At 40.8% G+C, this 13,830-nt stretch carries 9 protein-coding genes; 6 read left to right on the top strand and 3 right to left on the bottom strand.

From position 1 onward, the window contains the following. The first annotated feature begins 175 nt into the window (after positions 1-175). From rpoB to PF327_RS05970, 6 genes are all read left to right on the top strand, one after another. Positions 176-4,333 carry a DNA-directed RNA polymerase subunit beta gene (gene rpoB, locus PF327_RS05945; RefSeq protein ID WP_289401706.1) on the top strand — a complete coding sequence of 1,386 codons (4,158 nt, stop codon included), beginning with the start codon at positions 176-178 and terminating at the stop codon, positions 4,331-4,333. Continuing rightward, on the top strand, positions 4,296-8,855 hold the full coding sequence (rpoC, locus tag PF327_RS05950; RefSeq protein WP_434481330.1) for a DNA-directed RNA polymerase subunit beta': 4,560 nt from the start codon (positions 4,296-4,298) through the stop codon (positions 8,853-8,855). The genes rpoB and rpoC overlap by 38 nt, the downstream gene beginning before the upstream one ends. A 223-nt stretch (positions 8,856-9,078) precedes the next feature. Next, complete coding sequence (gene rpsL, locus PF327_RS05955; protein WP_008245813.1) at positions 9,079-9,450, top strand: 30S ribosomal protein S12; 372 nt, start codon at positions 9,079-9,081, stop codon at positions 9,448-9,450. 130 nt (positions 9,451-9,580) lie between these two features. After that, positions 9,581-10,048 (top strand): 30S ribosomal protein S7, encoded by a 468-nt coding sequence (gene rpsG / locus PF327_RS05960; RefSeq protein ID WP_008245811.1) that lies wholly within the window; start codon positions 9,581-9,583, stop codon positions 10,046-10,048. Between the two features lie 11 nt (positions 10,049-10,059). Next, positions 10,060-12,150 carry an elongation factor G gene (gene fusA / locus PF327_RS05965; protein ID WP_289401708.1) on the top strand — a complete coding sequence of 697 codons (2,091 nt, stop codon included), beginning with the start codon at positions 10,060-10,062 and terminating at the stop codon, positions 12,148-12,150. A 206-nt stretch (positions 12,151-12,356) separates the two neighbouring features. Then, complete coding sequence (locus tag PF327_RS05970; protein ID WP_289401709.1) at positions 12,357-12,722, top strand: hypothetical protein; 366 nt, start codon at positions 12,357-12,359, stop codon at positions 12,720-12,722. A gap of 15 nt (positions 12,723-12,737) precedes the next feature. On the opposite strand, the gene PF327_RS05975 is transcribed toward PF327_RS05970, so the two are convergent. The 3 genes from PF327_RS05975 to queF form a co-directional block, all read right to left on the bottom strand. Further along, entirely contained in the window at positions 12,738-13,079 is a 342-nt protein-coding gene (locus PF327_RS05975) for a DUF2853 family protein (RefSeq protein WP_289401710.1), read from the bottom strand. A gap of 54 nt (positions 13,080-13,133) precedes the next feature. After that, positions 13,134-13,370, bottom strand: a complete 237-nt coding sequence (locus PF327_RS05980; protein WP_289401711.1) for a helix-turn-helix domain-containing protein — start codon at positions 13,368-13,370, stop codon at positions 13,134-13,136. Positions 13,371-13,449: 79 nt separating this feature from the next. Continuing rightward, positions 13,450-13,827, bottom strand: a complete 378-nt coding sequence (gene queF, locus PF327_RS05985) for a preQ(1) synthase (protein WP_008245801.1) — start codon at positions 13,825-13,827, stop codon at positions 13,450-13,452. Positions 13,828-13,830 lie beyond the last annotated feature (3 nt).

The following is a 13,830-nucleotide window of genomic DNA, read 5'->3' on the forward strand; positions in this document are numbered from 1 at the left end:
TATTTAAAAGAGCTTAGGCAATTTGCCTAAGCTCAAGTCACAAACCTCATTGGATATAGCGATAAACTATTCGGAGACATTTTCATACCCTCACGGCAATAGTTTTTTTGTATACCCAATATATACACATTAAACACACTACATAAACCAAACTAAACCGAAATAAGGATAACCCATGTTAAATTCTTTACATTCTGGTAACAGACTCCGTGTTGACTTTTCCAAAACACCAAGAGAAATTGAAATCCCAAATTTGCTCCAACTTCAACAAAAAAGTTATGAAAACTTTTTAATGCTAGGTGAAAAAGACAGAAAAAACTCTACATTAGAGAAAGTTTTCAGATCTTCTTTCCCTATCCATGACCAACAAAACAGACTGACACTTACGTATAAAAACTCTGAAATTGTTAAACCAAAATATACCGTTAGAGAGTGTATGGAGAGAGGGTTGACCTACTCTGTATCACTAAAGATGAATATTGCACTAACGATCTGGAACAGAGATGAAAAAACAGGGGAAAAACTTGATCCAAAAGAGATCAAAGAACAAGCTGTTTTCGTACGTGATATTCCATTGATGACAGACAGAACTTCATTTGTTGTCAATGGTGTTGAAAGAGTAATCGTCAATCAACTTCACAGATCTCCGGGTGTTATCTTCAAAGAAGAAGAGGGAACGACTGCAGGAAGCGGTATGCTTTACTCTGCACAGATCATCCCAGATCGTGGTTCATGGTTGTATTTTGAATATGATTCCAAAGATATCCTCTATGCACGTATCAACAAAAGAAGAAAGATCCCTGTGACGATTCTTTTCAGAGCATTGGATTACTCTAAAGATGATATTGTAAAACTCTTCTACGCAACAAAAGAGATCCATATCAAAGACAACAGATTCCTCGTAAGATTTGATGCGAATGATTTTGGCGGTAGAGCAGAGTATGATGTCAAAGACATGGATGGTAATACGGTTGTCAATGCTGGGAAAAGACTGACAAAGAAAAAAGCAGAGAAACTGATCGAAGATGGTTTGGAGTGGATCGAATATCCGCTTGAAGTATTGATGGAAAGACACTTGGCTAAGCCTATCATTGATCAGGAGAGCGGTGAAGTACTCTATGATGTCGTGACACCTTTGGATGAGAGCAAACTTAAAAAGATGATCGAAGAGGGTATTGATACGATCGAGATCATCAATGACCTTGCTGAAGGTGCGGATATGTCGATCATTAATGCATTTATCGCAGATAACGAAAGTTTAAGACTTTTAAAGCAAACAGAACAGATCGATGATGAAAATGTACTTTCAGCGATCCGTATCTACAAAGTGATGAGACCGGGTGAACCAGTCACACCTGACGCGGCTAAGGCATTCTTACAGCAACTCTTCTTTGATCCGGAAAGATATGACCTGACTAAAGTCGGTCGTATGAAAATGAACCACAAGTTGGGTCTGGATATTCCTGAGTATGCTACAGTACTGACTGCAGAAGATCTTATCCATACGGTGAAATATCTTATTAAAGTAAAGAATGGTCAAGGTCATATCGATGATAGAGACCACTTAGGTAACAGAAGAATCAGAGCGATCGGTGAGCTTCTTGGTAATGAGCTTCACAGTGGTCTTGTGAAGATGCAAAAAGCGATCAAAGACAAGATGACAACAGTATCTGGAACACTCGATGAGTTGATGCCACATGATCTGGTAAACTCTAAAATGATCACCAATACGATCTTGGAGTTCTTCTCATCAGGGCAGCTTTCACAGTTTATGGATCAGACGAACCCACTTTCAGAAGTAACACACAAAAGAAGACTTTCAGCATTGGGTGAGGGTGGTCTTGTTAAAGAGAGAGCCGGATTTGAAGTAAGGGATGTACACCCTACACATTATGGACGTATCTGTCCAATTGAGACTCCGGAAGGTCAGAACATTGGTCTTATCAATACTTTGGCGACCTACTCGAAAGTAAATGAACATGGATTCATTGAAGCACCCTATAAAGTGGTGAAAGATTGCCAAGTGACAGATGAAATTGTCTACATTACTGCCACACAGGAAGAGGACAAATGTATCGCGCCTGCGTCAACTGTTGTTGATGAGAACGGACGTATCGTTGAAGATCTTATCGAGACCAGACTGAACGGGAATATCGAACTTAATGAGGCAAAAAGAGTTGATCTTATCGATATCTCTCCATTGATGATCTCTGGTTCTGCAGCGGCATTGATTCCATTCTTGGAGCACGATGATGCGAACCGTGCACTGATGGGATCGAACATGCAACGTCAGGCGGTACCTCTTCTTAAAACAGAGGCACCAGTGGTCGGTACAGGTATGGAAGCGATCGTGAGTCGTGATGCATGGGAATGTGTGAAGGCAGAAAGAGCCGGTACGGTTGAAAAAGTAGATGCGAAGAACATCTATATCATGGGCGAAGATGAGAGTGGTGTATTCATAGACCACTATCCGCTTGAAAAGAACATGAGAACCAACCAGAACACGACGTTCACGCAAACACCTATTGTAAAACTCGGTGACAAGATCGAAGCGAAACAGGTCATCGCCGATGGTGCGAATATGGATCAGGGAGAACTTGCGATCGGTAAGAATATCCGTGTTGCATTTATGCCTTGGTATGGATATAACTATGAGGATGCGATTATTATTTCTGAAAAACTGATCCGTGAAGATACATTTACGTCAGTGCATACCTATGAAAAAGAAGTGGAAGCAAGAGAACTTAAACATGGTACGGAAGAGATCACGCGTGATATCCCGAATATCCGCGAAGATGAGTTGCTTCACTTGGATGAGAGTGGTATCGTTCAGATCGGTACCTATGTAAAACCTGGTATGATCCTGGTAGGTAAAGTCAGTCCTAAAGGTGAGATCAAACCAACACCAGAAGAGAGACTCTTAAGAGCGATCTTTGGTGAAAAAGCAGGACATGTGGTCAATAAATCGCTCTACTGTCCAGCATCCATGGAAGGTGTGGTTGTCGATATCAAAGTCTTTACGAAAAAAGGGTATGAAAAAGACGCACGTGCGATCCAGGCCTATGAAGAAGAGAAAGCGATCCTGGACAGTGACCATCATGATCAACTTCTTATGATAGATAGAGAAGAGATCTTGCGTATTGCAAACTACCTTTCAGGACAAGAATTGGTGAAAGCTGTAACGATCGGTGAAACGGAGTATGCAGCAGGTTCTAAGATCGATGAAGAGACGATCAAGGGTGTAAACAGATTTGCACTAAGAGGCGTAGTTCAGTCTTTCACAGAAGATGTACAGAATGAATATGAGTCACTAAAAAATTACTTCTTGAAACAAAAGAAGAGACTGAAGACAGAGCATGAAGAGAAATTGAGCGTACTTGAAAAAGATGATATTCTCCCTTCAGGTGTCACGAAGCTTGTAAAGATCTATATCGCTACCAAGAGAAAGCTCAAAGTAGGTGATAAAATGGCAGGACGTCACGGAAATAAAGGTATCGTTTCTAATATCGTACCAGAGATCGATATGCCATACCAGGAAGATGGAAGACCGGTAGAAATTATTTTGAACCCACTAGGGGTACCTTCTCGTATGAATATCGGGCAGATCCTTGAAGTACACTTGGGATTGGTTGGTAAAAACCTTGGAGAGCAGATCGAAGAGATGTTTAAGGATCAAAAAGAGACGTTCATTAAAGATCTCAGAGCGAAGATGAGTGAAATTGCAGATGTAGCAAAATTGATGAATGCAAAAGCACTGTTAGAGAGTATGAGCGATGAAGAGTTGATCAAATACGGTAGAGACTGGTCTAGAGGTGTAAAATTTGCTGCACCAGTATTTGAAGGAGCAAATCAAGCTGAATTCGACAAACTTTTCGAAATGGCTAAGATGGACAGTGATGGTAAAATGGTTCTGTTTGACGGGAAAACCGGTGAGCAGATGATAGAGAGAGTCAATGTGGGTTATATGTATATGCTTAAACTTCACCACCTGGTTGATGAAAAAGTGCATGCACGTTCAACTGGACCTTACTCACTTGTAACACAACAGCCAGTGGGTGGTAAAGCACTCTTCGGTGGACAAAGATTCGGTGAGATGGAAGTATGGGCACTTGAAGCCTATGGTGCATCACATACACTTAAAGAGATGCTGACCATCAAATCAGATGATGTTGAAGGTAGAGCAAGAGCATACAGAGCGATCACCAAAGGTGAAGCTGTTCCTGAATCAGGTGTACCTGAAACTATGTTCGTATTGACAAAAGAGCTTCAAGCATTAGGTCTTGATACAGAATTATATGAGAGTAAAAAAGAAGTGGAGGGTGAAAATGAGTAAGTTTTTAGAGAATTTAACACCAATAGATCTTAACAGCGAAGAGAGACCGAATGATGTCGCAGCACTACAGCTTAGAGTTGCAAGTCCGGAGAAAGTACTCTCATGGAGTTACGGTGAAGTAAAAAAACCAGAGACGATCAACTATAGAACCCTCAAACCAGAAAGAGATGGTCTTTTCTGTGCGAAGATCTTTGGACCTATCAGAGACTATGAGTGTCTTTGCGGTAAATACAAAAAGATGCGTTATAAAGGTGTCGTATGTGAAAAATGTGGGGTTGAAGTCACCACTTCTAAAGTAAGAAGAAACCGTATGGGGCACATTGATCTTATCGCGCCTGTGGCACATATCTGGTATGTCTCTTCACTTCCATCACGTATCGGTACACTTTTGGGTGTAAAGATGAAAGACCTTGAGAGAGTACTTTATTATGAAGCATATATCGTTAAAACACCGGGTGAAGCATCTTATGACAGTGAAGGTTTAACGCCACTGGCAAAATATGATGTATTGAATGAAGAGCAGTATCAACAGATCACTCAACGTTTTGGCGGCACAGACCTTGATGCAAGAATGGGTGGAGAGATCATTCAGGAACTGCTTGCAGAACTTGACCTTGTGGATATGTTCAATCAGTTGAAACTTGATATAGAAGCGACAAAATCTGAAGCAAAAAGAAAGACGATCGTTAAACGTCTGAAGGTGATCGAAGCATTCCTTCACTCAGGTAACAGACCAGAGTGGATGATGTTGACACAACTGCCCGTACTTCCACCGGATCTAAGACCTCTTGTAAGTCTTGATGGCGGTAAATTCGCTGTTTCTGATGTGAATGACCTTTATAGAAGAGTGATCAACAGAAACCAGAGACTTAAAAGATTGGTAGAACTTGATGCACCTGAAATTATCGTTAGAAATGAAAAGCGTATGCTTCAAGAAGCAGTCGATGCACTTTTTGATAACGGTAGAAGAGGAAATGCAGTTAAAGGTGCAAACAAAAGACCATTGAAGTCACTCTCTGAAGTGATCAAAGGTAAACAAGGTCGTTTTAGACAAAACCTTCTTGGTAAAAGGGTTGACTTCTCTGGTCGTTCGGTTATCGTTGTTGGTCCGGATCTACGTATGGACCAGTGTGGACTGCCTAAGAAAATGGCGATCGAACTCTTTAAGCCGCATTTGATGGCAAAGCTTGAAGAAAAAGGGTATGCAACGACACTGAAACAAGCCAAAAAGATGATCGAAAAGCAAGAGAATGAAGTATGGGAGTGTCTTGAAGAGGTAGTTGATAACTATCCTATCTTACTGAACCGTGCACCAACACTTCACAAATTGTCGATCCAAGCGTTCCACCCGAGACTGATCGAGGGTAAAGCGATCCAATTGCACCCGCTGGTATGTTCTGCGTTCAACGCCGACTTCGATGGGGACCAAATGGCCGTACACGTACCACTTTCTGATGAAGCGATCGCTGAGGCAAAAGTATTGATGCTTGCATCGATGAACATCTTGCTTCCGGCATCAGGTAAGGCGATCGCCGTACCTTCACAGGATATGATTTTGGGTCTGTATTACCTTACACTTGAAAAAAATGATGTCAAAGGTGAACATAAACTCTTTGCAAATGTAGAAGAAGTAGAAATTGCTTTTGAACAACAGTCACTGGATCTTAATGCACGTATCAGAACAGTGGTCGATGGACATATTACAAAATCAACTGCAGGTAGACTGATCTTGAAATCGATCATTCCTGATTATGTACCGGAAAAATACTGGAACAAAGTGTTGAAGAAAAAAGATATCGGTGCGTTGGTTGACTATATCTATAAAATAGGTGGTGTTTCTGAAGCTGCAGGTTTCCTTGATAATCTTAAGGATATGGGTTTCAAATATGCAACTAAAGTAGGTGTTTCTATCTCTGTGGATGATATCAAGATCCCTGAGATGAAAGCAGAGAACGTTCTTTCTGCCAAAGAAGAAGTAAAAGAGATCCAAAGACAGTATGGTGCGGGTCTTTTAACGGATCAAGAGCGGTATAACAAAATTATCGATATCTGGACGGATGCGAACAATGGTATTGCCGAGGGTCTTATGTCTCTTATTAGAGAAGACAAAGACGGGTTTAACTCGGTTCACATGATGGCAGACTCTGGGGCGAGAGGTTCCGCAGCACAGATCAGACAGCTTTCTGGTATGAGGGGTCTTATGGCGAAATCGGACGGGTCTATTATTGAAACACCTATTACGTCGAACTTCCGTGAAGGTCTGAATGTACTTGAGTACTTTATTTCAACGCACGGTGCGAGAAAAGGTCTTGCCGATACAGCACTTAAGACAGCGAATGCGGGTTACTTGACAAGAAAACTGATCGATGTGGCACAAAACGTGAAGATCTCTATGACAGATTGTGGTACACACGAAGGTGTAGAAGTATCAGATATCGTTGTGGGTAATGAAATGATCGAGCCATTGGCAGATCGTATCTACGGTAGAGTATTGGCTGAAGATGTGATTGATCCTATTACTTCTGAAGTATTGGTCAGTGAAGGTACGATGATAGATGAAGAGACTGCGGGAAGAGTACAAGATGCAGGTGTACGTTCAGTGGTGATGAGAGCACCATCATCATGTAAAGCACCAAAAGGTATCTGTGCAAAATGTTATGGTCTGAACATGGCGGATAACAAAATCGTGAAACGTGGAGAAGCGGTAGGGGTTATCGCCGCACAATCTATCGGTGAGCCAGGTACACAGCTTACACTCCGTACATTCCACACAGGTGGTACGGCAACAGCAGGTAAAGAAGATAGACAAGTCATCGCGAGCAAAGAAGGTTTCATCAGATACTACAACCTGAATGTATACCGTAACAGAGAGGGTAACCTGATCGTCGCAAACAGAAGAAATGCTGGGGTTCTTTTGGTTGAACCGAAGATCAAAGCAACGGTAGATGGTACGATCTCTCTTATTGTGACACATGACGAGTATGTGATCTCTGTCAATGCAGGCAGCGCAGATGAGATAAAGTATAATCTCAGAAAATCAGATGTCGCCAAGTCAAATGAACTTGCAGGTGTTGCAGGTAAAGTTGAAGGAAAACTTTTCTTACCGCTTCAAGATGGTGATAAGGTAAAAGAGGGTGACTCTATTGTTGAAGTGATCAATGAGGGTTGGTCTGTACCAAGCCGTGTGCCATTTGCTTCTGAACTTAAAGTGGAAGATGGTGCACCAGTGACACAAAATGTGGTTTCTGAGTCAAAAGGTACAGTGAAGTTCTTCTTACTTAAAGGGGATTACCTTGAAGCACATACAGGGATTACTGAAGGTACAAAAGTAGTAGAAAAAGGTCTCTTTGCTGTAGTTGTTGATGAAAACAACAGAGAAGCAGCAAGACATTATATCTCAAGAGGTTCTGTCGTAAAAGTGGACAATGATGCAATGGTACAAAGAGGTGATCTTCTTTCTGCACCAGAGACAGCTTCTCAGGTAGTGATCGCTGAGTGGGATCCATATTCAGAGCCTATTATTGCTGAACAGCAAGGGAAACTGAAGTTTGAAGATATCATCCCGGGTGTAACTGTGGTTGAACAGTTTGATGAAGTGACAGGTGATACAAGACTTGAGCTGAATGAGTATATCCCTGCTGCTTATAAACCAGCGATCGTGTTGGCAACTGAAAGCGGAGAGTTGATACGTTATCAATTGGATGCGAAGACGATCCTTTTTGTAAAAGATGGAGACGAAGTAAGTATCGCAGATATCTTGGCAAAAACACCAAAAGCGGCGATCAAATCAAAAGATATTACCGGGGGTCTTCCAAGAGTTTCTGAACTCTTTGAAGCGAGACGTCCTAAAGATATCGCATTAATTGCACAGATTGATGGTGTAGTAAGTTTCGGTAAGCCATTACGTGGTAAAGAGAGACTGATCATTACTGGTGACAATAATCAGGTCACTGAGCAGTTTGTAGATAAGAATAAAGTAGCACTTGTTCATGCGGGTGAATATGTGCATGCGGGTGAAAAACTGACTGACGGTACGATCTCAAGTCATGATATCCTTGCGGCACTCGGTGAAAAAGCATTGTATGAGTACATTGTATCTGAGGTACAGATGGTTTACCGTAGACAAGGGGTTAATATCTCAGATAAGCACATCGAGATCGTGACATCTCAAATGATGAGACAAGTGAAAGTGGTTGAGAGTGGTGACTCTAAGTTTATCGCTGGAGATATCGTCTCTCGTCGTAAGTTCCAAGAAGAGAATGAAAGAGTGATCGCACTGAGCGGTGAACCTGCTATTGCTGAGCCAATGCTTGTAGGTATTACCCGTTCAGCGGTTGGAGCAGACAGTATTATCTCTGCTGCCTCATTCCAGGATACAACAAAAGTACTGACTTCTGCATCGATCGCAGGAACAGTAGATACGCTTGAAGATCTTAAAGAAAACGTTGTTATCGGACGTCTTATCCCAGTAGGTACTGGTATGATAGATAAAGATAGCATCAAATTCACAGCTGCAGAGTAATCTCTGCAGGCTGTTTCTTGTCTTAAAGAAACAGTTTAACCCTCTTTCTTCTCCCTTATTCTAAGTATAAGAAATTCTAAAGAATTTTTCGATATAATTTGCATCCAATTTTCTCTAGGAACTAGACTAGATATAAACGTTCACAGTGAATGTTTTTATGTGGTGTAAGAACCCAGATTCAAGAGATAAGATCTCAATTCAAACTAACTAGAAAGGAAACGATTTGCCTACAATTAATCAATTGATTCGTAAAGAACGTAAAAAGCAAGTGAAAAAATCAAAATCACCTGCACTCGTAAAATGTCCTCAGAGAAGAGGCGTATGTACAAGAGTATATACTACAACACCAAAGAAACCTAACTCGGCGCTTAGAAAAGTTGCTAAAGTAAGATTGACAAGTGGTTTTGAAGTAATCTCATACATTGGTGGTGAGGGTCACAACCTTCAGGAGCACTCTATCGTACTTGTAAGAGGCGGAAGAATTAAAGATTTACCTGGTGTTAAGTATCACATTGTTCGTGGTGCACTCGATGCTTCAGGTGTAACTGGAAGAACAGTTGCAAGATCTAAATACGGTACTAAAAGACCTAAGTAATCTTAGAGTATTTAAACGCGTATAAAGTAAGAGTTTAGTCTACAGATAGACTTTAAACAGGTGTTGTCATTTATCCTTAGGGGACAAGACTTGAGTAAATCAACCATATAAGATTGAAGAAGGAAATAGAATGAGAAGAAGAAAAGCTCCCGTTAGACCGGTATTGCCAGATCCAGTACACGGTTCTAAAGTATTAACAAAGTTCATCAATGCAGTAATGCTTGATGGTAAGAAAAGCACAGCGCAAAGAGTTATGTATGCTGCGTTAGAGAGAATTGAATCAAAATCTGGAGAAAAAGGTATTGACGTATTCAACAAAGCAATGGATAACGTGAAACCTGTAATGGAAGTAAAGTCTAGAAGAGTAGGTGGTGCTACGTACCAAGTGCCTATAGAAGTTAGACCTGCAAGACAACAATCACTGGGAATCAGATGGATTGTTGATGCAGCGAGAAAAAGAAATGAAAGAACAATGATGGAGCGTTTAAGTAATGAACTTATGGACGCTGCAACTGAAAAAGGTTCTGCTTTCAAGAAGAAAGAAGATACGTATAGAATGGCTGAAGCGAACAAAGCGTTTGCTCACTACAGATGGTAAGGAACTAAGTTATGGCAAGAACGCACAAACTTGAAGACGTAAGAAACATCGGTATTGCTGCTCACATTGATGCAGGGAAAACGACAACAACTGAAAGAATCCTTTTCTATACAGGTGTTGAACACAAGATCGGTGAGGTACATGACGGTGCTGCAACAATGGACTGGATGGAGCAAGAGCAGGAGAGAGGTATTACGATTACTTCTGCTGCTACAACTTGTGAGTGGTTAGGCAAGCAGATCAACATTATCGATACTCCGGGTCACGTTGACTTTACTATTGAAGTTGAACGTTCAATGAGAGTACTTGATGGTGCTGTTTCAGTATTCTGTGCTGTTGGTGGGGTTCAACCACAATCAGAAACAGTTTGGAGACAAAGAAACCGCTATGGTGTACCATCACTTGTATTTGTTAATAAAATGGACAGAACAGGTGCAGATTTCCTTGAAGTTGAAAGACAGATCCGTGAAAGACTTAAAGGTAATCCACTGGTTATCCAACTTCCTATCGGTGCAGAAGAGAACTTTGAAGGTGTTGTTGACCTTGTAAAGATGAAAGAAGTTGTATGGGATGCAGACGCAGCAATGGGTTCAGCATACAGCGAGCAAGATATTCGTCCTGAGCTTCAAGAGCAAGCTGAAGAGTACCGTGAAAAGATGATCGAAGAGATCTCTTCAGTAGACGGTAACGAAGCGCTTATGGAAAAATATATGGAAGGTGAAGAGCTTACGAATGAAGAGATCGTTGCTGGTATTAAAGCTGCAACGATCGGTATGCATGTCGTACCAATGCTTCCAGGTACAGCATTTAAAAACAAAGGTGTTCAGACACTACTTGACGCTGTTGTTGCTTACCTTCCATCTCCAGTTGAAGCACCTGCGATCAAAGGTACTAAAATGGAAGATGAAGATGCTGAAGTAACTGTTGAATCAACAGATAACGGTGAATTCGCATCACTTGCATTTAAAATTATGACAGACCCATTTGTTGGTCAGTTGACATTTATCCGTGTTTACCGTGGTTCTTTGGAGTCTGGTTCTTATGTACTGAACTCAACAAAAGAGAAAAAAGAGCGTATCGGTCGTATCATGAAAATGCATGCGATCAAACGTGAAGAGGTATCTGAGATCTACGCGGGTGAGATCGGTGCGGTTGTTGGTCTTAAAAATACAACAACAGGTGATACACTTTGTTCAGACAAAGATAAAGTGGTACTTGAAAGAATGGATTTCCCAGAGCCGGTTATCTCTGTTGCGGTTGAGCCTAAAACAAAAGCTGACCAGGAAAAAATGGGACTTGCACTTGGTAAACTTGCTGCAGAAGATCCATCTTTCCGTGTTGCTACAGATGAAGAGTCTGGTCAAACGATCATCTCGGGAATGGGTGAACTTCACCTTGAAATTCTTGTAGACAGAATGAAGAGAGAGTTTAAAGTTGAAGCGGAAGTTGGTGCACCACAAGTTGCATACCGTGAGACGATTAGAAAATCTGTAGAAAAAGAATACAAGTATGCGAAGCAGTCTGGTGGTCGTGGACAGTTCGGTCACGTATACCTTAGAATCGAGCCACAAGAGCCAGGTTTTGGTTACGAGTTCGTTGATGAAGTCAAAGGTGGGGTTGTTCCAAAAGAATTTATCCAACCGGTTAACAAAGGTGTACAAGAAGCAATGGCTAGAGGTATCCAGGCTGGGTATCCTGTAGAGGACGTTAAAGTAACACTTTACGATGGTTCTTACCATGATGTTGACTCATCTGAAATGGCGTTTAAACTTGCTGGTTCTATGGGATTCAGAGAGGGTTGTAAAACAGCGAATCCAGTAATCCTTGAGCCAATGATGAAAGTTGAAGTTGAGACTCCAGAAGACTTTATGGGTGACGTGATCGGTGACGTTGCAAAAAGAAGAGGAAATGTTTCTGGTATGGATGATAGAGCTGGTAACAAGATCGTTAATGCGTTCGTACCACTTTCTGAAATGTTCGGTTACTCAACTGACCTACGTTCAATGACACAAGGTCGTGCAACGTACGCTATGGAATTTGATCACTATGAAGAAGTTCCAGCGAACGTAGCTAAAGAGATCATCGAAAAGCGTAATAGCTAATTTCGAGTTTCTTTACTATACATTTGGTCGGATGGAGTTTTCTCCATTCGGCCACTTACTCATTGTAAGCTCTCTCATTACGAAAACACCATCAAACCAAATCTACAGCAAATTAGCTATGAACTTAACTATTACCAATATGACGGAAGAGTATTATTCTATTTTAATTTTTGAATTAGCATAGTATAGTATTTAAAGGACACAGTATGAGAGTAATTATAGACCTTATAGAGGATGTAAGAGAGCAGATAGGTAATCATGAAACCTATGAGGTGACGGCCGGCCTGCTTAAAATAGATGACCAGAATAGTGAACAGCTTATCTATGCGGGAGAAGCCCCTTTAAACAGTGTGGAACTGGAGAGAGAAAAAAGACAACTGACATTTAAGATAGATGGCAGTGATAAAAAATTGACCATAGGAGAGCTTATCCCATCCATCTTGATTCTTGACATGGAAGCGATGCTTTTTGAGCTTAAAATGGATGTCAATGCTCAGTATAAAGATATGGAGATCGTTGGATTTGGTAAAAATGATGAGCAGAAGAGATATATCCTGTTTATCAAGATATAAATCTTCTTTTAGTGCTTATCCATACACTGATTCTTTGCCAAATTCCTTGACAAGAAGTGCATAGAAGAGTGCACGGTATTTATGTCTGTTGGATATTCCCATCGTTTCACATACTTTTTTGATCGCAGCATCCAACGTAGCATCATCTGCATCAACTCCGAGTTTATTCCCTAAAAAATTCTTTTTGACGGTGTCAAGTTCTGCACTGTCTGAACATGATACTGTTTCAGCATCCTGTTGATAGATAGATGGCCCCAGGCCAGTTGTTACTTTGGCAATGAGGTTTTCTGAGAGACCTAAACCTAACTCTTCGGAAGCAGCAATATAGTGTTCAACTTTTTCGTCTAATTTACTCATGATGTTCCTTTAATTAAATTTTATAACGCGTTTTATTATAGCTATAAAGTCGATTTAGGTCAAATACTGAGGTTTTTGTGCCAGAAGTATCCAATTCAGACTGATCTTATGCTGCTTACAAAAATGGGCCAGCGATTCATAGGGGATCTTTTTGCGTCTTTTGATGACCGCAAAGTATTGGGGGTCAAGTTTCAGAGAGTCTGCTATATCTCTGTCAAGTATTTTTTCTTTTTTGGTCTCTGCAGAGAGGATCTCTTTGACTCTTTGCATCACATCATGAAAATCTATCATGGGTATCCTTACTGTTCATGTAAGTGTATCATAATAGATTTTTTGAAGAAAATTTAAATGTATGTCAAATTGTAATGTTTTAGTTTTTTGTGCTGTCTATCTCTATAACGGTATGTACATTTCCTCTGGGATTAAAATCTGCGATGAGTTTCATGGATTTAGGCTTGAGCTTACTATAAAGCGCATCATAGATCTCATTGGCAGAGTTTTCATGAGAGATATATCGTCTCATAAAAGAATTGATGTAGAGTTTCAATGCTTTAAGCTCTATCACTTTCTGATCTGGTTGATAGCTGAGTTTGATCGTAGCAAAATCAGGATATCCTGAACGTGGGCACATGCACATGAACTCGGGGAGTTCAATATTGATCGTATAATTTTTTGGATGCTCATTGGGCCAGTAGTTCTCTTCATTGTTAATGTCGAATTCTAGTATCTCTTGTTCACCGTATTTCATTGT

Origin of the sequence: Sulfurovum xiamenensis (assembly GCF_030347995.1) — a bacterium.
In the GTDB taxonomy this organism is placed as follows: Bacteria; Campylobacterota; Campylobacteria; order Campylobacterales; family Sulfurovaceae; genus Sulfurovum; species Sulfurovum xiamenensis.

Coding starts and splice junctions, on each gene's coding strand:
- rpoB (WP_289401706.1), top strand. CDS start 176: ATGTTAAATTCTTTACATTCTGGTAACAGACTCCGTGTTGACTTTTCC.
- rpoC (WP_434481330.1), top strand. CDS start 4,296: ATGAGAGTAAAAAAGAAGTGGAGGGTGAAAATGAGTAAGTTTTTAGAG.
- rpsG (WP_008245811.1), top strand. CDS start 9,581: ATGAGAAGAAGAAAAGCTCCCGTTAGACCGGTATTGCCAGATCCAGTA.
- fusA (WP_289401708.1), top strand. CDS start 10,060: ATGGCAAGAACGCACAAACTTGAAGACGTAAGAAACATCGGTATTGCT.
- PF327_RS05970 (WP_289401709.1), top strand. CDS start 12,357: ATGAGAGTAATTATAGACCTTATAGAGGATGTAAGAGAGCAGATAGGT.
- PF327_RS05975 (WP_289401710.1), bottom strand. CDS start 13,079: ATGAGTAAATTAGACGAAAAAGTTGAACACTATATTGCTGCTTCCGAA.
- PF327_RS05980 (WP_289401711.1), bottom strand. CDS start 13,370: ATGATAGATTTTCATGATGTGATGCAAAGAGTCAAAGAGATCCTCTCT.
- queF (WP_008245801.1), bottom strand. CDS start 13,827: ATGAAATACGGTGAACAAGAGATACTAGAATTCGACATTAACAATGAA.